The organism is Pseudomonas sp. P5_B3, assembly GCF_056400405.1.
The window spans coordinates 22,191-42,573 of record NZ_JBFULI010000042.1 but is presented as its reverse complement, the minus strand read 5'-3'; the positions used below and the strand labels follow the sequence as shown (position 1 = coordinate 42,573).

Annotated in this window: 19 protein-coding genes and 2 pseudogenes; 15 read left to right on the top strand and 6 right to left on the bottom strand. The window is 57.3% G+C overall.

Annotation, left to right across the window (positions count from 1 at the left end; all coding sequences use genetic code 11):
* The first annotated feature begins 19 nt into the window (after positions 1-19).
* The 4 genes and pseudogenes from AC1DRN_RS22015 to AC1DRN_RS22000 form a co-directional block, all read left to right on the top strand.
* Positions 20-313 carry a hypothetical protein gene (locus tag AC1DRN_RS22015; protein ID WP_223458929.1) on the top strand — a complete coding sequence of 98 codons (294 nt, stop codon included), beginning with the start codon at positions 20-22 and terminating at the stop codon, positions 311-313.
* 753 nt (positions 314-1,066) lie between these two features.
* Complete coding sequence (locus AC1DRN_RS22010; RefSeq protein WP_223458931.1) at positions 1,067-1,732, top strand: GntR family transcriptional regulator; 666 nt, start codon at positions 1,067-1,069, stop codon at positions 1,730-1,732.
* 14 nt (positions 1,733-1,746) lie between these two features.
* On the top strand, positions 1,747-2,598 hold the full coding sequence (locus AC1DRN_RS22005) for an urea carboxylase-associated family protein (RefSeq protein ID WP_223458933.1): 852 nt from the start codon (positions 1,747-1,749) through the stop codon (positions 2,596-2,598).
* Between the two features lie 273 nt (positions 2,599-2,871).
* Positions 2,872-3,006 (top strand): annotated as a pseudogene (locus tag AC1DRN_RS22000) (transposase domain-containing protein); the annotation flags it as partial.
* A gap of 124 nt (positions 3,007-3,130) precedes the next feature.
* On the opposite strand, the gene AC1DRN_RS21995 reads toward AC1DRN_RS22000, so the two are convergent.
* On the bottom strand, positions 3,131-3,520 hold the full coding sequence (locus AC1DRN_RS21995) for a MerR family transcriptional regulator (RefSeq protein WP_223458935.1): 390 nt from the start codon (positions 3,518-3,520) through the stop codon (positions 3,131-3,133).
* A gap of 73 nt (positions 3,521-3,593) precedes the next feature.
* Between AC1DRN_RS21995 and AC1DRN_RS21990 the strand changes: the two genes are divergently transcribed.
* A complete protein-coding gene (locus tag AC1DRN_RS21990; protein WP_223458937.1) occupies positions 3,594-4,673 on the top strand; it encodes an SDR family oxidoreductase in 1,080 nt (359 codons plus the stop codon).
* A gap of 358 nt (positions 4,674-5,031) precedes the next feature.
* Here AC1DRN_RS21990 and AC1DRN_RS21985 read toward each other — a convergent pair whose 3' ends face one another.
* A complete protein-coding gene (locus AC1DRN_RS21985; RefSeq protein WP_317851114.1) occupies positions 5,032-6,420 on the bottom strand; it encodes an amino acid permease in 1,389 nt (462 codons plus the stop codon).
* A 195-nt stretch (positions 6,421-6,615) separates the two neighbouring features.
* Between AC1DRN_RS21985 and AC1DRN_RS21980 the strand changes: the two genes are divergently transcribed.
* From AC1DRN_RS21980 to AC1DRN_RS21965, 4 genes and pseudogenes are all read left to right on the top strand, one after another.
* Positions 6,616-7,146 (top strand): Lrp/AsnC family transcriptional regulator, encoded by a 531-nt coding sequence (locus AC1DRN_RS21980; RefSeq protein ID WP_223458939.1) that lies wholly within the window; start codon positions 6,616-6,618, stop codon positions 7,144-7,146.
* A gap of 141 nt (positions 7,147-7,287) precedes the next feature.
* Positions 7,288-8,187, top strand: a complete 900-nt coding sequence (locus tag AC1DRN_RS21975; RefSeq protein ID WP_223458941.1) for a DMT family transporter — start codon at positions 7,288-7,290, stop codon at positions 8,185-8,187.
* A 119-nt stretch (positions 8,188-8,306) separates the two neighbouring features.
* A pseudogene (locus AC1DRN_RS21970) lies at positions 8,307-9,317 on the top strand (MFS transporter); the annotation flags it as partial.
* A gap of 57 nt (positions 9,318-9,374) precedes the next feature.
* Positions 9,375-10,016: a LysE family translocator gene (locus AC1DRN_RS21965; RefSeq protein ID WP_223458943.1), complete on the top strand. Its 642-nt coding sequence runs from the start codon at positions 9,375-9,377 to the stop codon at positions 10,014-10,016.
* 261 nt (positions 10,017-10,277) lie between these two features.
* Here the strand turns inward: AC1DRN_RS21965 and AC1DRN_RS21960 are convergent, their stop codons facing one another.
* Positions 10,278-10,733: a tautomerase family protein gene (locus AC1DRN_RS21960; protein WP_223458945.1), complete on the bottom strand. Its 456-nt coding sequence runs from the start codon at positions 10,731-10,733 to the stop codon at positions 10,278-10,280.
* 96 nt (positions 10,734-10,829) lie between these two features.
* On the opposite strand from AC1DRN_RS21960, the gene AC1DRN_RS21955 reads away from it, so the two are divergent.
* Positions 10,830-11,789 (top strand): GlxA family transcriptional regulator, encoded by a 960-nt coding sequence (locus AC1DRN_RS21955; RefSeq protein WP_477786796.1) that lies wholly within the window; start codon positions 10,830-10,832, stop codon positions 11,787-11,789.
* Between the two features lie 20 nt (positions 11,790-11,809).
* On the opposite strand, the gene AC1DRN_RS21950 is transcribed toward AC1DRN_RS21955, so the two are convergent.
* Positions 11,810-12,439 (bottom strand): LysE family translocator, encoded by a 630-nt coding sequence (locus AC1DRN_RS21950; protein ID WP_223458949.1) that lies wholly within the window; start codon positions 12,437-12,439, stop codon positions 11,810-11,812.
* Between the two features lie 664 nt (positions 12,440-13,103).
* On the opposite strand from AC1DRN_RS21950, the gene AC1DRN_RS21945 reads away from it, so the two are divergent.
* Positions 13,104-14,555, top strand: a complete 1,452-nt coding sequence (locus tag AC1DRN_RS21945; protein ID WP_223459004.1) for a DUF1254 domain-containing protein — start codon at positions 13,104-13,106, stop codon at positions 14,553-14,555.
* 408 nt (positions 14,556-14,963) lie between these two features.
* Here the strand turns inward: AC1DRN_RS21945 and AC1DRN_RS21940 are convergent, their stop codons facing one another.
* Both AC1DRN_RS21940 and AC1DRN_RS21935 read right to left on the bottom strand, forming a co-directional pair.
* Positions 14,964-15,482, bottom strand: coding sequence for a cysteine hydrolase family protein (locus AC1DRN_RS21940; protein ID WP_150755275.1), 519 nt, complete (start codon positions 15,480-15,482; stop codon positions 14,964-14,966).
* A gap of 398 nt (positions 15,483-15,880) precedes the next feature.
* The gene (locus AC1DRN_RS21935; protein WP_223458951.1) at positions 15,881-16,774 is read right to left on the bottom strand and encodes a LysR family transcriptional regulator; all 894 of its coding nucleotides are present in this window, start codon (positions 16,772-16,774) and stop codon (positions 15,881-15,883) included.
* Positions 16,775-16,868: 94 nt separating this feature from the next.
* Here AC1DRN_RS21935 and AC1DRN_RS21930 point away from each other — a divergent pair, with 94 nt between their 5' ends.
* The 4 genes from AC1DRN_RS21930 to AC1DRN_RS21915 all read left to right on the top strand — a co-directional run bounded on the left by AC1DRN_RS21930 (position 16,869) and on the right by AC1DRN_RS21915 (position 20,375).
* On the top strand, positions 16,869-18,035 hold the full coding sequence (locus tag AC1DRN_RS21930) for an MFS transporter (protein ID WP_048392538.1): 1,167 nt from the start codon (positions 16,869-16,871) through the stop codon (positions 18,033-18,035).
* A gap of 317 nt (positions 18,036-18,352) precedes the next feature.
* Positions 18,353-18,724 carry a hypothetical protein gene (locus AC1DRN_RS21925; RefSeq protein ID WP_263289668.1) on the top strand — a complete coding sequence of 124 codons (372 nt, stop codon included), beginning with the start codon at positions 18,353-18,355 and terminating at the stop codon, positions 18,722-18,724.
* Positions 18,725-18,831: 107 nt separating this feature from the next.
* Positions 18,832-19,644: a lytic transglycosylase domain-containing protein gene (locus tag AC1DRN_RS21920; protein WP_223458956.1), complete on the top strand. Its 813-nt coding sequence runs from the start codon at positions 18,832-18,834 to the stop codon at positions 19,642-19,644.
* Positions 19,645-20,024: 380 nt separating this feature from the next.
* Complete coding sequence (locus tag AC1DRN_RS21915; RefSeq protein WP_223458958.1) at positions 20,025-20,375, top strand: BON domain-containing protein; 351 nt, start codon at positions 20,025-20,027, stop codon at positions 20,373-20,375.
* The last annotated feature ends 8 nt before the right edge of the window (positions 20,376-20,383 follow it).

Below are 20,383 nucleotides of genomic sequence, written 5' to 3'. Positions count from 1 at the left end.
CGTCGTGGAGCGGTTATCCATGCGTAAGATTCGAGAAGTACTGCATCTCAAATTTGAGGTCGGCCAAATAGCCGAAAATCAGATTCGATGCAGAAGTTCACCTGCGCGTTATTTCTGTGTGGATATGAACACTGCCAAGCTCGTCGGGGCGCTGCAGAGTCTCAATGCATTTGAGCTCGGACTGTCATTGGCGCGGTGGTGGGAAGGGGGGGGCACATCTTGGTTCCTGAAAATGAAATCGCCTGCCGCCTGGTCTGGGCAACAGCCGGATCTGAGTTCCGACTCCGGTAAGTTGGGTAAGCTGCCCGGTTAACGGCTGCTCAAGAATCTTGATCAAGGTTGACTGACTTCCTCAGGGCGTGGTGAAGCAGCCTAACGCTACACACCATGCAGACAAACACTGGGGCTCTTAATGAGGCAAAAGCCTGGCTTCAAAATGCACCTCGATCGCACCATTGCCTATAAACGCTGACGTCGACCCTCATTACCTCGAAAAAGAGATCGATGTAATTGAGAACGCCCCCTAGGTCCCTTTCTGTCTGAAAATGTCCGGAGAGCCGTGAAATCGACGCCTGCCTGGGCGCCGCCAATCCAGAATTGAAGTCATTGGCTGCCGTTCGATTGGGTACAGGAATCCATCGAGATGAGCGTGCGATTTACCGAGCCACTACGCAGCGCAGGGTCACCAAATAGTGAAGCTGCCCCTCCACAATGACGATCAATCCATTGCAGCTTACGAGCTATGCGGGAATCGTGCGCGTTCGGTAATAACCCGGAATTTCAGCTGCGTAAAAACTGTTTTTTGCTCTGCAACGTAGCGTTCGGTAACGAATCGCACGGTGTTGGCGTACCCGCCTGTCCATAAAAGGCGTTCTCCAGACAAAAAGCTTTCAAGCAGGCCTTAAATTCAACGATTGGCACGGTATGCGCATATAGGTAACCAAGTGATTGTTGAACAATCATGATCGCCCTTACTGCTTCCACCTACCGAGGATACGAACATGCAAAAAGGTCTGATGGACAAGAAAACCACGCGCAACCTCGCGTGAGCGGAGGGAGTGCTACGGTGAGTCAACCCAAGGAAAAAAGCCTGTCGCTGCCGGACCAGGTCGCCATCGAGCTGCGCGAAGACATCATTGGCGGGCGCCTGTTGCCAGGTATGCCACTGGTGGAAAGCGAGCTGGTCAACGCCTACAACGCCTCGCGCAACACCGTACGCGAGGCGCTGCACCAGTTGGGTCGCGAAGGCCTGACCAGCTATGTGCGCAACAAAGGCGTGATGGTGCGCCGAATGGGTATCGACGATGTGCGCGACATCTTCAAGGTCCGCCGCACGCTCGAATTGCAGGCGATCGCCGCGAGCAAGCCGTTACGCGAGTACCAGTCCGATCTGATGTTCGATGCCATCGAGGCGGCGCAACTGGCCCAGGATCGCGAGAACTGGCAAGCCTTCGGTACCCACAGCCTGCGTTTTCACCAACACATCGTCGGTCTGATGCGCAGCCCGCTGTTCGACGAATTCTTCACCCACGTGGCGGCCCAGACGCGCCTGGTGTTTTCCAACGCCCCCAGCGAGGAATCGTTCCAGAAACCCTGGCTTGAACGCGACCGGCATATTCACGATCTGCTGGGCGACGGCCGCAAGAAGGAAGCCGAGGAAGCCATGAGCAGCTATCTCAACGACTCCGAACTCGTGCTGCTGGATATTCTGAGCGGCCGACCAAAACACTGAAGAGAGGATCCATCATGTACAAGGATTATCCAGCGGCCTACCAAGTCAGCAAGGGCGCCGCATTGCAGGTAGACAAAGCGTTCTATGACCGCGTGCGCGAAAGCAAGGACGGCCGCACGCTGGTCGAGCAATTCGAAGTGCCGATTCGCACCGGCCGCGCCTGGAAGGTGCCGGCGGGGCATGTGTTTCGCGTGACCACGCCTGTGGGGCCGCAGGTCGGCGACTTCAACGTGTGGAGCGCCAACGATCCCCGCGAACGCATGTGGGCGGCCCGCACCCGTCAGTTGCAAGGCGCGCACGTCACCACCTACGACCGCTTGTGGTCGAACCTGCCGTTCCTGCGGCCGATGGTCACCATCACCGACGACAGCCTGGCCGGCTACGGCATCGACGAACATGGCGGCCGTTTGCACGACCTGCTCGGCACCCGCTGCGATCCTTACGTGAACAAGATGCTCACCGGCGAGGATTTCCATCACCATTGCCACTCCAACCTGACCCGCGCGGTGTTGCCGCACGGCCTGACCGAGTTCGACGTGCACGATGTGTTGAACATTTTCCAGTGCACTGGCCTCAATCACGACGACATGTACTTCATGAAGGCGTGCCCGGCGAAGCAGGGCGACTACCTGGAGTTCTTCGCGGAAATCGACCTGCTCTGCGCGCTGTCCACATGTCCGGGCGGTGACCTGTCATTGCCGATGTGGGGCCCCGACGCGGAGGATCCGCTGAAGGTTTGCCGTCCTCTCGGCGTGGAAATCTACCGTCTCGACGATTCGCTGCTGCAGGGTTGGAAACAGCCTGAGCGCGCCGCTTATAACGGTAACCACGGCTTGATGATTCCCAAGGCCGAGTGGGAAAAGTAAGGACCGAGTCGATTGACCCCCGGGATGTCTGCCTGCCCCGGGTGTTTTCGCAAGCTGTCGGCGGACGAATGTTCATGAAGGCGCGATGTTGGTCGGTGAGAATTCATTGAGCCGTTCCTGTCGATCCAGGGAAACAGCGAGCGATCAGTTCGAAGGTTGACTCCTCTTGTCATGGGGCCTTGGCGCTGTTGATGTTTCAGCAAAATGTGGGGCACACAACATCAAAGGTGAATCGGAAATACGCTCGTATCGTCAAAGGCTGGGTGAAAGCCATTGGCCTTGATCCAGTCGGCACGGCTTAACGGCCGTGATCCGTATGCGTATTTAAAGGACGTGCTCACGCGACTGCCGACGCAGCGGGCCAGTGAGATTACCGAGTTGCTGCCCCATGGATGGGCGCCCGTTTAACCACGCAAGTTCTGTTGGGCGGACGCTTACTGTCCAGGGCCTGGCCAGAAGGTTTTAGAAAATGCGTAGGGGGGGCTTGAAGCTGGAAGCAGGCTGCAGCTTCCGTTTCCCGGATGCTGACAGTTCAGTTGGAAGAGTTGTTCAACTGCTGAAGCTCAAGTTGCTTGGCAGCACTGGCTTCGAGGCTTGCACGCTCTTCATCCAGATACCGATAAATGCTTTGGAAGTTGGCGATTTTCTGTTTGATTTCTGCCATCTTCTTTTCAATTAGCTTGGCGCCGTCAGCGCAATCGATCAGCTTGTTGCGCTGCGCATCCAGAATCTCGCGTATTTCCCCCAGGGAAAACCCCATGCTTTGCGCGCGCTGGATAAAGTCCAGATCCTGCAGAGTTTGCGCTGTGTAAACGCGATAGTTGTTAGTTCGCCGCAGCGGTGAGATCAGGCCGATTTGCTCGTAGTAACGCAGCGTATGGCGGCTGGCGCCGCTGCGGGCCTCGAGTTCACCGATTTTCATAAAAACACCGCTTGACTATAGAGTTGGGTCGATAGTTTACGCTTGATTTCTCACCTTACCAAGGAGCAGGGAAATGAGCGTGGAGTGTTTTGTTACGGGGGGTACCGGTTTCATCGGTCAACATTTGGTGGCGCACCTGAGTGCAAAAGGTCACACCATTCGGGTGTTGATGCGTCGCCCAGAGCGACTGGCTGCACTGCGGGAGCAAATCGACAATTTGGGAGGGAACGCAATCCGGGTATTTGCCGTAGCTGGCGATCTGGAACGGGACAACCTCGGGCTGAGTCTTGCTGACCGAGAAGTGCTGAGGCACGCCAGAGTCATATTCCACCTGGGCGCCCACTTCGCTTGGGGGCTTTCAGTGGAGCATTCTCGTGCGGTGAATGTAGAAGGGGCAAAGCGCGTGGCGCTGTTGGCGGCTGAGCAAAAAAGCCGGTTAGTGATGATCGGCGGCTACATGCTGAAAAATCATGAACATCTGCAACGCATCGGGATTGATCCTCGTTATCCGCAGCTGACGAATTGGCCTGCCGTCTACCGGCATGTCGGTGGTTACGAGGGGAGCAAGCTGGAGGCGCATTTTGCGACCCTGGAGGTCATGTCCGCGAAGGGCGGGGAGATTACCGTTGTCCATCCCGCGACGGTTTGTGGCCACAGCCGCACGGGGCATATCCTTGACGGTCAGCCGCTGGTGGAGCTGATACGCAACCTTGTACAGGGAAAGCTGACTGCAGTGCCCGGTACCGCCAAGCACTGGCTACCACTGGTTACCGTGGATTACCTGGTTGAACTGGTGGCGGTTTGTGCTTTTGATCCTGCCATGGTGGGTCAGGAACTGCTGGCGCTTGATGACCAAACTCCCAACTTGCGAGAACTCCTGGTACAGGTGGCAAAACCCGTTGGCTTAAAGTCTCCCAAGCATTACATTTCGCTGCGATTGCTGAAGTTGCTACTGAGTATTCCTCCCGTCGCGCGTTTTTTGAATACAAAACCCGAAGCCTTGGACTTTATCCAGACCACTCGTTTTGATACAGCGGCGGTCGAGCAATTTGCCAACAGGCATGGAATAGCCAAACCGGATATACGCCAGTCTTTGCAGCACACTGCAGCGTTCGTCAACTCATATTGCATAGCGAAGGGCAAGGCCCGCTGACTTCTCCCTTGGGGGCGACAAAGCCGTTAGCCCCGATTAAATGGCGGCAATGGCGGCAGAGCGCGCGGAAGTCGCTAAGCGATTGCTCATCCCATGTGACGGTGAGGTACTGAATATCCGAACCGTAAGGAGCGGGAGTAGGTACCTTGAAAATGGCCAGCTCTGCTGAAATAGTTGGCATTCGGGTTCAAAAAGGCTTCGATAGATGACTCTGCCGGACGCATACGATAAAAAGCAGGATGAATGAGGTGAGGATTGACAGGCGCATGCAATCAGGTGCGCAACTGGAATGCAGTTTCGCACCTGAAAACTATTGGAGGTTGATCGACACTCCAGAGAGACCTGACGAAATGCCGGATCAATGCAACAACGAGCGGCGCCTCGCATAGGCGAAGTAGATCACCAGGCCAATTGCCAACCACGCCCCGAATACCAGCCAGGTCGTCTGCTTGAGGAAGGTCATCAAGGTTACGCAGAACGCGATGGCGAGCAACGGAACAACGGGCACGCCCGGGCATCTGAATGCGCGAGGGAGATCGGGTCGGGTCTTGCGTAATACGATCACTGCCACCGAGATCAGACTGAATGCGGCCAACGTACCGATATTGATCAGCTCGGCGAGGACGTTCAGCGGAATCAGTGCCGAGATCAGCCCGAAGACTATTCCGACCATCCAGGTGGCGAAAAATGGTGTGCCGAATCGTGGATGAACCCTGGAAAGGCGCTGGGGAAGCAGTCCGTCGCGCGACATCGCGTAGATGATCCTGGTTTGACCGTACGCCATAACCAGAATGACAGTCGTCATGCCAATGATTGCGCCTGAATCAACGAACCCGGCGACCCAGCTTTCACCGGCATGTTGCAACGCCAATGAGACCGGATGATCAACGCCAAGGAATTGGGCATAGGGCACGATGCCGGTCATGATCATTGAAACGGCAACGTACAACACTGCACAAACGGCCAAGGAACCGATAATGCCGATGGGGAGGTCACGCGCCGGGTTTTTCACTTCTTCGGCGGCAGAGGAAACCGCATCGAAACCAATAAAAGCAAAAAAAACCAAGGCCGAAGCACTCAAAATGCCTTGGCCACCGAAGGGCGCGAAAGGTTGCCAGTTAGCCGGCTGAACATGTCGCACACCAACGGCGATGAAGAGCAGCACCACGGCGATCTTGATGATCACCATCACGTTGTTTACGCGCGCGGATTCCTTGATGCCCATGGAAAGCATCCAGGTAATTGCCAGCATAATCACCAGCGCGGGCAGGTTGAACCAGGTTTCCACACCGGGCAAAGAGCCTGGAGCCGCCGTAAGCACAACCGGAAGACTCAGCCCAAATCCGCTCAGCAAGGACTGGAAGTAACCCGACCACCCAACAGACACAGCCGAACTGGCCAGTCCGTATTCGAGCATCAGATCCCAGCCGATCATCCAGGCCACCAACTCTCCCAGCGTCGCGTAGCTGTAGGTGTAAATCGAGCCTGCTACCGGTACAGATGAGGCGAACTCGGCATAACAGAGCGCTGCAAATGCACAGGCCAACGCCGCTAACAGGAATGAAACCATGAGGGCCGGTCCCGCAGTCAATGCGCCGGTTCCGGTCAATACAAAGATGCCCGTCCCCACGATTGCACCGATACCAATCAGGACCAGATCCATCGGCCCCAGCACTTTTTTCAACCCGGCAGGAGCTCGGGCAGCAGCAATCATTGCGTCCAGGTCTTTTGTTCTGAAAATGCTCAATATTGCCTCCGTTGTTACTTGTTTTTATTGTCAGAGCCAGTGGCTTGGGTGTCGGAAATGACAAGAAATTGTATTTCAGCGCCTCGAAAATTAGCTTTCGAAACGGATCTGTATTTAATTATTTTCAGACGTTAATTATCCAAAATGTGTTCTTTATGTAATTTCCTTTCTAATATTTGTCGTTTCTGGAAATGGATGCTTGATCAAGGACCTGCGGGATGGGGCCAATCGCCCTACCGCGTACTCATTGTTAAAGGGAGAGAACACATGGCGGAAATGGATAAGGTTGATCGTTCAATTCTGGAAATTCTGCAAATGAATGGTCGCCTGACGAACGCCGAGATCGCCACTCGTGTCTGCCTGTCAGCGCCAGCCTGCTGGAAGCGCCTGAAGCGCCTGGAAGAGGAGGTGATTGTCGGGTATCACGCGCACTTGAACCCAAAGAGCATGGGGCTGGGACTTTTTGCTTTCATCAGCGTCACCCTCGATAGCCACTCCGAGGACGCCATGGAGCATTTCGAAGCGGGCGTTCTGGCGCTGCCCAACATTATTGCCTGTCACAAAGTGTCGGGGAAATACGACTACCTCTTGCAGGTAGTCGTCAAAGACATGGAGGCATTCCATGAGCTCGCCATGCATCGCATACGTACGCTCGGCAATATCAAGGAAATGTACACCGGGTTTTCGCTCAAGGAGATCAAGCACTGCAATACCTTGCCACTGTAAGTGCCTGGGCTTGCCCCTTGTTCAGGACGAGTCACACAATCGATGCCGGGTTTGGCGGGATTTTTGTATCCTCGAACTTGGCGCCGTCGATGTGGGCTGGCATTCTATCTAACGACAAAGCAACGACAGGGACCGTCATCAATGCAATCCAGTTTCAGCAAAGGCGTCATGTTTGCACTCTCCGCCGCGGCACTGAACGCGACGATCGGTGTGCTTAGCAAAGTACTCATGAGTAATGGCTTCACTGCCAGCAGTGTGGCCGTCATCAAGACCCTGCTGGGTTGCCTGCTACTTTCGATCCTGTTGCTTTTCCTCAAGCGCCCGGCGTCTACGGCCAAATGGACTCAGGCGGCAATCTGCGCCTTCCTTGGCATCTTCGTGCTGTTTCACTTCGAAACGTCCGCCTATCGGCATTACGCTGCGGCAGGTGTAGTGGTGGTGCTGATGGCCAGTGCCTCGATTTCCTCGATCATCCTGGGGCGCATTTTCCTCAAGGATGCCATCACCGCGAACGCGACCGTGGGCGCCGCACTGGCCATCGCCGGGATCGCGGTGATCTTTGGCGCCGACCTGCAACAGGGCTTTACCCTGCAAGGCGCTGCGCTTGCCTCCATGGCCGGCTGCGGTTATGGGGCCTTTTCGGTTGCCATGAAGCAGATGGGCGTGTCCGGGGGGCTGCACCTCACCCGGCAATTGCTGTTTTTTGGCAGCCTGTACCTGCTGATGCCGGCTGCGGCCGATGGTTTCGTGATCGGCGAGCTGTCGCCATTGGCGATCGCCGCACTGCTGGCGCTGGCCGCGCTGCCGACCATCCTCGGCTTCTTTTGCACCACCAAGGCCATCGAATATCTCAAGCCATCCCAGGTGCAGGCGCTGGAACTGACCGAGCCGCTGTTCGCCGCGCTGCTGGCGTTTGTGGTGCTCCATGAAGTACCGCGCGAAAGCCTGTTCGCGGGGGCGGCACTGATCATCGTCGGGCTGTGTTTCTCCAATGAGCTGATCCGCTTGGGCAGTAAAGCCCCGGCCCCGACGGCTGAGTGAGCGATTGACGGGGCCTTTGCTGGCATATTGACTTCAATGCTCCCCGTCACTACCTTGCCGCCCCACTTTAATGGCAGGGCTCGATTTCCCTCGTGCTATCTCAGGATGAGAGCACCGTCGACCCGCAAGCACAGCGTCTGGATACGCCCGGCGTGCTGACGTTTTCCGGCCTGTTGATCACCTTCACCACGGCGGTGATCCTGGCACCTGAGCAAGGCTGGGGCTCGCTGGTCATCCATGCACTGCTTGGAACGTCGGCGGTCTTTTTGCTGCTGTTTATCATTGTTGAGAATCGGGCAAAACATCCGATGCTGGAACTGGGGCTATTTCTGTTTCCGCGCTTTGTCGGTGTACAGATCCTGCCGATCGGTACCTGCTATTGCTACATCGTCTTGATCGTATTGCTGCCGTTTCGGTTTATCGGCGTAGAAGGGGCCAGTGCCTTTGAAGCGGGGCTGATGATGTTGGCACTCTCTGCCCCGATGCTGATTGTCCCGATCATTGCCGCGTCGCTAACTCGCTGGTTGTCGGCGGGCGTACTCTGCGCAATCGGCTTCGTGATCGCTGCGGCCGGGCTCTACTGGCTGAGTACGATCCCGGTCGGCACGCATGCGCAGATCATCGCGGCCATGCTGGTGAGCGGTATCGGTACAGGCCTGCCCTGGGGTTTGATGGATGGCTTGTCGATCAGCGTGATCCCCAAGGAACGGGCGGGGATGGCCGCCGGTATTTTCAACACGACGCGGGTGGCCAGCGAGGGTGTCGCCCTGGCGATCACTGTTGCGGTGCTGACGGCTCTGGTCGCACACCATCTGAGCATCAGTGACTCGGTCAAACTGTCCGCTGTTGACTATTCAACTATCGCGCAACGCCTGGTGATGGGTGATATCAAGCACGCGAACACCGACGCCAGCCAAATCCCGTTGACGATGCTGCGCTTGGCCTATACCGCAGGATTCAACACCCTGTTGCAACTGCTGGCGATGTTCACGCTGTTCACTGCCTTCATGGTTTTTCTATTTCTGGGACGTCAAAGCGAGATTTGCGTCGGCGCCGAATCCACAATAGCTGTCGGTGGGCAAGGAACGCTTTCAATCCAATTACCGCCTGGGAAACCGAGCACCACTTAACTCGTTGTCCCGCTCGCTCCTGTAATATGCCAGCCCTCACCACCAGGAGCTTTGAAAATGGATTCTCACTCGATTCTGACTTTTACCTTGGTCGCCGCGATTGCTATCGCCAGCCCAGGGCCTGCGACCTTGATGGCGATCAACAATAGCCTGGCCCATGGGCAGCGCAGCGCCATATGGTCATCGCTCGGCAACGCCAGTGGCCTGTTCTGCCTGTCGTCCGCTGCCATGCTGGGGCTGGGGGCGCTGCTCGCCAGTTCCGAATGGTTGTTCAATGCGGTGAAATTCATCGGTGCCGGTTATTTGTTCTACCTGGGCATCAGACAATTGTTCAAAAAGGGCCCGATGCTCCCGGACGGGATTCAGGATAACTTGAAGAAAAGCCGGCCGACTCGCTCCAAACTGTACAAATCGGCCTTCCTGACGGCGGTGACCAACCCCAAGGCGACGATGTTCTTCACCGCGCTGTTTCCGCAGTTCATCGATCAGAGCACGGCATTGCTGCCGCAATTTCTGATCCTGACCTCGATCTTCATGGCATTGTCGGTGTCGTCCCTGAGCCTCTATGCCGCGCTCGCCTCGCGGGCCAAGGGTGTGCTGACCCGGCCTGCGCTGTCCCGCTGGGTTAGCCGGGTGGTGGGGTCGACATTCATCGGTTTCGGTGCTGCCATTCTGACGATGCGGCGGCAGGCGGCGTAAGGGGAGTCGGGCTTGTAACTCCGGTAACAGGAAGGCCGGGGACTGTGAAACTCTGTACGAACCTACCCAGTAAGCGCTTCAAGGAAGATTAAACGGCGCATCATGGGGGAAGCCCTTTACCGGAAAGTATCGGTGAATCGGGTGTTGGATAAGGTTGAAATTACGGAGTAGCCATTCCGTTCAGTGGCGACCGGTTTACTCGCCACTGATTAGATTCGCGTCTTGGAGCATTCACGAGTGACCGCTTTTGGCTGTGCTGCCTTACTTCCCCGTCAGCCCCTGCAGATGTCGGTACCCGGCCGCCTGAGTGAAATCGGCCAAATACCAGATTGCTCCGTTGGCTCCCCATAAGCCGTCGTTGACTTCATCAAGGATGATCGACGTCATGACGATTCTTTGGTCGTTCGCTTCTTTCGACCGGCTTACCGCTTGATGCAAACGCTGTACATAGTCGCCTCGCATGGCCTCGCTCAGTACACCGCTGGGGACTTTGACCTGGATGATGCAAGGAATGGCTTGAGCGCTGACATCCACGCCACCACATGTCCAGGAACCGGAAGCCACTTCTTCAATGAGCGTCCAGCACAGGCTCCGTTGACGTGGATCGCTGCCGATTTGCTCGACCTCGACGGCCACTTTCGTAATCGCTTCGCTAAGCAGTACCCGTTGTTCGCAAGTAAAGGAACCTTGAGGCACTTTGATCAGGATATTTGGCATACAGGTTAACGCTCAATGAAATGGAGTCGTTATTGAGCCAGCACGGAGTCGCTGCAACTAGCGACCGAATCGACATCTTTCGTGCATAATCAGCCAATGAATGATTTTACAATTGTGGTACTTCCTGGCGCCTTTGCCTCCAGTGTCGCACTGACCCTGGATATCCTTTCGACGGCGGCCATCCTCGCCGAGCGATTGGGCACTGCTGTCCCACGTTGGCAAGTCTGTGGGGTGAATACGGATCGCGTTCCCCTCGGCCAAGGCATGCACATTTTGGTTCAGCCCCTGGTTACCAGCCCTGATGACCGCTCATGCTGGATCATCCCAGGCATCGGCATAGCGGACRTCGCCTTGATTGAGCAACGGTTGCAACAGCCGGACATTGCTTTGCTGGTGCCGGCATTACGGGCGCATATGCGGGCTGGTGGTAACGTAGCCGCATCATGTTCTGCGGTATTCGTGTTGCAGGCTGCGAACGTGCTCGCTGGGCGTTGTGTTACCACTTCCTGGTGGATGGCACCCTTGCTCCAGCAGTGGGCGTCGGAGTGCCAGGTAGATGCCGACCGCATGGTGATCTCCGATCCCCCGTTGCTTACCGCAGGCGCAGCGTTAGGTCACAGCGATCTGATGCTGCAACTTCTACGCAGCCATTTCTCCCCGGCATTGGCAAATGCCGTTGCACGAACGCTACTGATAGACGGCCGACAGCTGCAATCGCCCTTCATGGTTCCGGCAATGATGGCTCAGGGAAATGAATTGATCGCAAAGCTGACGGCTCATATCGAAGCCTCACTACCGGCGACCATCAACGTCAGTACACTCGCATTCGACTTTGGCTTGTCAGAGCGAACGTTGTCTCGACACATACACAAGGCTACCGGCTACAGCCCGTTGCGGCTGATCCAGCGTGTCCAGGCCAATAAAGCCCGGGAGCTGCTGGTAAACAGTAAATACTCGGTCGATACCATTGCCGAACGCGTCGGATACCGGGATGCCACGTCTTTGCGGCGATTGATGAAAAAAATGCTTAACGCAACACCCCGGCAATTGCGTTAAGCCGATATGTCTCGCTCCTTTTAAAGTGGTCGATTAAGTAGAAGCAAACGTGCCGCCAGCGCTGTCATAACCGCAGCGAAGCTATAGGCTCCCAGGCGTTTGGAGATCATGCCCTCGCGAAGGCGCATATGCAGCTGTCCGGCACAAAATCCGAGTAGGGCATGAAAGATCAATGCGATAAGTGCAAGCAATAACCCCAAGAACATCAATTGCGAGGTGACACTACCGGTACCTACGGTGACGAACTGCGGCAGAAACACCATGAAAAACAACAGCGCCTTGGGGTTTAACAAGCTGTTGAGCGTGGCTTGGGCAAAGATCTTTCTCATCGAGGCCTGTGTAGCTTGAGACTGAGTATCCGTAGAAGGAGTCTTCAATGCCTGCCACGCCAGCCACATCAGATAACCAGCGCCGGCCCAGCGCAGCAAGTCAAACGCCGGCGCCCAACTCATCACTAACACACCGAGGCCTGCGCTAACCATGATGGTCATCAGCACGTCAGCCAGGGTTATTCCTAGCGCAGCGGCGAGGCCGGCGCGCCATCCATGAGCTACAGCATGGCTGATGACGATGGCCATGTTAGGGCCAGGAACGATCAACAACAGCAAGGCGGCAACAATGAACAGATAAAGGTCAGTGGTATCCGGCATAGGGCATAAGTCCGTGAGTGAGGAGTCATGCTAACCAGTAGTAGATAGGCAGGAGCAGATACAGTGCGGATGGATTTGGCCGCAACAGTCTGGTTTGGAGAGGGAAAAGTAATCTGCTAGACGGCACGGTAAAGCCGGTGCAAATGGCCGCATCTGGCTGCTTTCTGCCTATCACGAAGGTCAGCAGTCGATCCATAGCGGTCTTTGGCGGACCTCAAGAGTTAATCTCGGACTGTCTGCTTTTGGCTGCTGATCACGATTGGCTGTTCTCGAAGCCAAATGGTCCGTAACGGCGGCGCGTAAATATTACGGAACTGAATCTGAGCTTCTCAGCTGCGCAAGGGGATGTGTGATCTACACTCCCTGAGCGTGTGAGTGGACGCTTCGCAGTCGCTAAGTAAATAGACCTGAATTTCAGTGAGCCGCGGTCTGGGTGGGGGCACACCAGTCGATCAGCAAAACCTTGTCTGGCAATCGTGTATCAGGCGAGTTCGACAACACCTGGATTGAAGCCCTGACCGCCCACATGACCTGGCACTACTGAAAAAGTCGGGAGGGTTACAAGCATTCAAATTATTTCACCGTGGCCATGAACGATCACGGTGCCAGCTTGCTCAAAACTAACGAGGTGGAAATGAACAGGAAGTCTAACCGGGGCTGGACAATGGCTGCGGCACTCGTCGTAGTGGGCTCAACGCTTTTTGCGGGGTGTGCGAGCAAGAACGATCCGATCACGCAGGCAGACAAGACGGATGTGACCAAGGGCGTACCCGCGCCGAGTCTCGAGCAGACCAAGGCGATCGCCGAGGAAGGCTTTATTTACGGTTTGCCGCTGGTCATGAACTACGCCGTGATGAACGAATATGCTGTGGACAAGGGCGGACCGCAATTCAAGGCGCCGTTTAACCAGATCAAGAACGAGCCTCGTGTCTTCACCTACCAAGACACGGCCATCATCACTCCGAACAGCGACACCCCGTACTCGTTTGTCTGGCTGGACCTGCGCGCGGAGCCGATGGTGATCTCGGTGCCGGCAGTGGACAAGCGGCGTTACTACTCGGTGCAGATGATCGACGGCAACACTTACAACTACGGTTACATCGGCAGCCGTGCCACCGGCAACGAGCCAGGCCACTACATGGTGGTCGGTCCCGATTGGAAAGGCGCGCCCCCTCCCGGTATCAAGAAAGTCTTCACCTCGACCACTCCCTTCGCCGTGAGCGCCATTCGGACTCAGCTCTACAATGCCAAGGACATGCCGAATGTCGAGAAGGTGCAAGCGGGCTACAAGGTCCAGCCGCTGTCCGCCTTCCTCCATCAACCCGCGCCGCCCACTGCGCCGAAGATTGATTTCGTGCCGGCTACGACGGAAGGCATCAAGGCCAACTTCTTCGAGTACCTGTCGGCCGCGATGGAGTATGTGCCGCCATCGGCTGACGACCAGGAGATCCGGGCCAAGCTGGCGAGCATTGGGGTGGGACCCGGTCGCACCTTCGAATTCAAGGACCTCTCGCTCGAGCACAAGGCCGTGGTCCTGCTCGGGATGAAGGCCGGTGACGAGAAGGTCGACAAGTTCCTCGCGAGCGGGACGAAGATAATCAACGGCTGGAGCGTAGGCGCGTACTTCGGCGACCAAACGTTCTACAAGGCCGACTGGCTGAAGCGTGCTGGTGCCGCGAAAGGCGGCCTCTACGGCAACGACGCCGTCGAGGCGATGTATCCCAACACGCGCACCGACGGCACCGGCCAGACGCTGGATACCAGCAAGCGAAAGTACACGCTGACTTTCCCGGCCGGCAAACTGCCGCCAGTCAATGCCTTCTGGTCGGTGACCATGTACGACGGCAAGAGCCAGCTGCTGGTCAAGAATCCGCTCAACCGTTACCTGATCAATTCGCCGATGCTGTCGGCGATGAAGAAAAACACGGATGGTTCACTGACGCTGTACATCCAGAAAGACTCCCCCGGCAAGGCTAAGGAGGCAAACTGGTTGCCCGCGCCTGACGACACGGTCTTTCTGGTAATGCGCCTCTACTGGCCGAAGACCGCACCGCCTTCGATTCTTCCCGCTGGCGACGGCAGCTGGCAGCCACCGGCGCTGGTGGTCACGAAGTAAATCTTGCGGCCCATTGCTGACACTCGCCGTAGGTCGGTGTCGGCTTGTGCTGCCTTTTTGCCAATAGCAGCCAATCATCAAGGGCTGCTATTGGCCCAGAGTGTGTAAAAACGCAGACACCGTTTGGAAGTCTGCGTTGCTACGTAAAATCTGCCAGCATTGGCTAGTCAGCAGACCTGAAATTTGCGTAGGAACGCGATTTTCGTTCTGGTTCTGACCGTCAAACCTGCTCTAAAACGGTTTTACACAGCCTCGACCGATTGCTGCCTGTCTCGAAGGGCTGCAACCCATAGCGGACACTGACTCACGCTGTGATTCACGGGCTGGCCGATAGTGGCCAGTGGAGAAGAAACCCATCAGCGCCAAGCGGACTGATCGACCCTGGCCGGGGTCGATCAGGGGAGTTTCTTAGAAACTCCATTCCTCAGCCTGAACGACTCGGCAGAATGGCCCCGCCAAGGTTGCATTGTGGTGGGCAACGATGGCCTCTGCTTTGAGCGTTGGAGTATCAGAGCAGGTATGTCCGTCGGCGATGAGCACAGCATCGAAGCCGCAATCGCGGGCAGCACGGCAAGTACTATCTACGCAGTATTGAGTTTTCATTCCTGTAACGACGATGCCTTCACAGCCGCGTTCGCGTAGCTGACCGGCCAGCTCAGTCTGAGCAAAGGCGTTGGGACGTTTTTTCTCAAAAATCACTTCGTCACCCCTTAGCTGCAACTCCTGGACAAGCTCGGTGAGCGGACTACCCGGCTCGATAGGAGACCCGGCCGGACCTATGTGGCGGGCGAGAAAGATGGGGGCGCCAGTCTCCCGTGCACTTCTCATCAGCCTATTCAATGTATCGAGAAGCGCTTCACTGCCCCAAGGTCTATCCGGGCCGTGAACAAGCCCTACCTGCATGTCGAGAATCAGAAGTGCATACATGTGCGTTTCCTTACGTTTGTGCCAATAAAACCGGGGCAAAAAAAAAGACCCGGTCCATTACTGGCGGGTCTTTGGGGTTATGCGTTGTTTTAACTCACACAACCTCCCACGACCCGCCTGTGGCGGTCGTGAAGGTTGTGGTCGATTCGATGCATGGCGTAGTCATGACGCATGACCTTAACTGTGGCGCGCCGGTCTTGCAAGTGAGCATGCCCGGGATGAAAGTCATTTCATGCGGATGGGACTCAACGACGGCCATTTAAGACGTGCGGACGACCCATCAATGCCAGAGCTCACGATTGTTCCAGTAAGGCAAACCACCTATTGATAGTGCACCCAAAAATGTTTTGGTCACTTCAACATCACGAGTACCCGGAAATATCAGCTTACGCCTCCGCTTACATCCGGTGATGTTCCAGCAAGAAGTCCACGAACAATCGCACCCGCGCCGGCATTGCCGCCCCGCCGACGAACACCGCATGAATCGGTTCCTGGTCCCCGGGGTTCCAGGCTTCCAACAGCGGAATCAGGTCGCCGCGCTGCAGATCCTCGCTCACGCTGAACTCGCCGATACGCGCAATGCCGGCACCTACTCGCGCGAGTTGTGCCAGCGCTTCACCACTGCTGCATTCGATGTTGCCACTGACCTTCAGGGAAAACTCTCTTCCGTCGCGGATGAACGGCCAGTTGGGTTCGGCACGCCGGAAGTTGAAGCGTAGGCAGTTGTGCCGTAGCAAGTCTTCCGGTTCCTGGGGGATGCCGTGGCGCTGCAGATACTTGGGCGATGCCACCACTACCTGGCCGGTGTCGCCGATCCTGCGCGCGGTCAGCGGGCTGTCGGGCAGATGGCCAAAGCGTACCGCGACGTCGGCCTGGCCGCCGAGAATGTCGACCACTTCGTCGCCGAGGGTGAGGTCGACGACGATGTTCGGGTAACGGGCGCTGAATGCTGCCACCAAGGGAACGATGGCCAGCCGCCCATGGCCAAGGGCGGCGCTGACCCGCAATCGGCCCCTGGGTACGCCCTGGTCGGCGATAGCTTCTTCGACCTCGTCCATGTCGGCCAGGATACGCCGGGCGCCGCGCAGGAACGCTTCGCCCTCGGCAGTGAAGGTGATCGCTCGGGTGGTGCGCAACAGCAGGCGGGTGCCAAGACGTTGCTCGGTACGCGCGATGATCCGACTGACTGCCGAGGGTGTCAGGCCCAGTGCACGCGCGGCGGCCGACAGGCTGCCTTCCTGCGCCACAGTGGTGAACACGCTCATTTCACCTGACCTGCCGTTGAAATCCACTTGTGCCTCCTGCGCAAAGGTGATTGCCAAAAATGCTATCTACCGCCTGAAAAGACTGGATCGTAGCATTAGCGGCATAGATAAGGAGCCTTCCATGCGTATCAATCCACCACTTGTCGCGCTCGCCATCGGTGCCTTTGGCATCGGCGTAACAGAATTCGCCCCCATGGGCATGTTGCCGGGTATCGCTGCGGATCTGGGCGTTTCCATTCCCGCCGCCGGTTTGCTGGTCAGTGCTTATGCGCTGGGCGTATTGCTCGGCGCACCGCTGATGACCCTGACCACCGGCAGGATTCCCCGGCGCTATCTGCTGATCGGGCTCATGGCGATTTTCACCCTGGGTAATCTGATGTCAGCCCTGGCCACCGATTACTACAGCCTCATGGTCGCCAGGGTGGTGACCTCACTGAACCATGGTGCATTTTTTGGCGTTGGCTCCATCGTCGCCGCCAGCGTGGTCGCCCCGGAGAAACGTGCCGGGGCGGTTGCGGCGATGTTCATGGGCCTGACCCTGGCGACCATCGGCGGTGTGCCGCTGGCCGCCTGGTTTGGTGAACTGTTCGGTTGGCGCACCGCTTTCTGGGGAATTACCGGCCTCGGCGTGGTGACCATGGCCGCGTTGTGGTTCGCCCTGCCTAACCTGAAGACGCCGCAAAGCGTCGGTGTAATGGCCGAAATTCGGGTACTGGGGCGTGGTCCGGTGCTGGGCGCGTTGGCCCTGACCGTAGTCGGATCGAGCGCAATGTTTACCGTCTTCACCTACATCGCGCCGATCCTCAGCAGCGAGACCAATAGTTCCACCGCCTACATCACCGCCATGCTGGTGCTTTTTGGTGTGGGGTTGACGCTGGGCAATATGTGGGGCGGCAAGGCCGCCGACCGCTCGATAGATCGCACCTTGATCGTCTCGCTAAGCGTTCTGATTCTCGTCTTGCTGGCGTTCACCCTGCTGATGCGTTGGACGGTGCCGGCTGCTCTGGCCATCCTGATATGGGGTATCGCCAGTTTCGCCCTGGTGCCGCCGCTACAGATGCGCGTCATGGAAGCAGCGAAGGACGCGCCCAATCTTGCCTCTGCGGTGAACATTGGCGCCTTCAATTTTGGCAACGCGATTGGCGCAGCGCTGGGCGGAGCGGTGATCAACGCTGGTCTGGGTTATCCGGCGATTTCCCTGGCCGGAGCGGCGATGGCTGCTCTGGGGTTGCTGATGGTGTTGGCTTATGCCTGGCGTTCCAGAACGATTGAAGCAGCAGTGGTGTGACGAAGATGAGGGGGAGTGGTTCGTTACCATCGATGAGTGGCGGCAAGTGGTAGATTGCTGCCCTTGGCGAGGGGCGGCAATCGGTCAATTTTAGCCATTGCTGACCGGCAGCCTGGGTCGATTTCAGCCCATCGCAACAGGCGACAATCGGCCAGAAGGAGACATTCGTTTGCGTCGGGATGCCCTCTATCCAGTCGTTAGGCATTAAGCACTGTTGAGATGGTTGCGTACGAACTCGAGGAACCGCTGGGTCTTCGCAGGAAGCAGCCGTGTTTCGGTCGGTGCCTGGACCGAGTTGCGAGTGCGACTACGACGAGATGTGCCACATCCTCGAAGGCACCGTACGCCTGACCGATGCGGACGGCGTGGCGAAGACCTTCGGGCCGGGGGGATTCGTTCGTGGTGGCGGCGGGGTTCAAGGGAACCTGGGAAAACATCACGCTGGTGCGCAAGGTGTATTTCATTCCCGGATGAGTTCGGCCCGGGCGGATTACGATGACAACTTTGCCGTCGCGTACCTGGGCCTGTCCCGCCCCGGCTCCGGGTCCGTCACCCGCGGATCGGACTTGCGCCCGGCCCTGGCAAGCCGGGACGACGCGTCGTGCGAGCAATCAGGCCTGTGCCTCGCCTGGGAACGCCGGCAGCCCGTACGTCAACGCAAGTTCCAAGGCCGGTTACAAGGGGTATAACTATCAGAGCAAAAGGCGGGTCACCCAGACCAGGCCCTCCAAAGGCAGCGTCCGGGCCAGGCGCCCCAGACCTGATCGGCGCCTGCGGCGCGGAGCGAAGTGATGTGATGAGTTCCAGAGCATGGCGATGGGCTCGCAAGAGCCTTCTTGGCTGCATCGAGCTGGCCTTGCTGGTCGCTCCACTGTGCGCCAGCGCCAGCGCCATGTTCAAGTGCCAAGCCAGGGACGGAGCCATCAGCTACACCAGCCAGGTTATCGCCAGCGCCCGCTGCACTCGCCTGAATGGCATGGCGGGCGCAGGTAGAGGCGCCAAGACAATGGCCCTGCCACGGGTTGTGCGGGACGAAGACCCAGGCGCGGTGCGGATTCGGGTGTTCACCTTCATCCACAAGGGTAAACGTCAATATGTGAGCCGGCGCCCTGTCGGGATCTCCGCACGGGTCGATGTCCTTGAGCTCTATTACATCAGGGGCTGCTATCTGTGCATGGCGACGAAGGATTTCAAGGTCGCCTCACTGCGCCTGGACACCCATTCCTATCGGCGGGAGATCGAAGCCGCTTCGGGTCATTATGGTGTCGACAGGGCGCTGGTCCGCGCAGTGATACATGCCGAATCGGCGTTTCGCCCCAACGCCATTTCCGAAGCCGGCGCCCAGGGGCTGATGCAGTTGATGCCCGCCACCGCCGAGCGCTTCGCCGTGGACGATCCGTTCGACGCACGACAGAACATTCGTGGTGGCGTGCGCTACCTGGCCTGGCTACTCAAGCGCTTCAACGGGAACCAGGTGCTGGCGTTGGCAGGTTACAACGCTGGCGAAGCGTCCGTGGTCGAGTACAACGGGGTGCCTCCCTACGCCGAGACGCAATCCTACGTCACCCTCGTGCAGTCCTTGACCGAACGCTATCGCAACCATCGCTAGTACCCTAGGGCGCACAACCCGGAACAGGTAATACGCCGGGCGGGGAATGGCTCAACCGAACTTCCACGCTCACCGGTAGCTATCGACCGATTCTGTCGGTCGAGATCGGCAGCTATGGGGTGCTCAGGGCTGATCGCGATAAGGACTGTTTGGAGTGCTCTGTAGGTGTTGCGCCTGGCACGGAGCGACCAAGGCGGACGTTCACGGGGACAGCGCTCTGACCGCAGGCAACGGCCGTACTATAATTAATTTCTGCCAATGTTTGCGTGGCGAGCGCTCCAAAACGAATCAGGTATCCATAGCGCTCACCCGACAGGCAGAGGGCGGCACAGCAAATGAGATGGGACAGTACGTCTGATTACGCGAGAGAGGGTTCAGCCATGAAAATTCACTCCTTCCAGCATTACACTCATGGTCTGGAAATGGCCGTTCACGATGCATGGATTACCGCCAAGGTGAAGTCGGCCCTGGCATTTTCCGATCCGACCCTTAGCCTGCATATCAATGTCAAAACCCATGCGGGCAAAGTGGAGTTAAGCGGCCGCGTCAACACTCATAGACAGTGTGAACAGGCCATTGGTCTGGCCCGTTCGGTTCATGGTGTCGCCGAAGTCGATGCCAGCGACTTGCAGACCCATGTGTTCACGCCAGGGAGTTTTCCAGAAGCGCCCAACGCCGAAGAGAGCACTGAGCGCCGGCCACAATCGTCAACAAAGATGGACGACAAATGATAATGGCA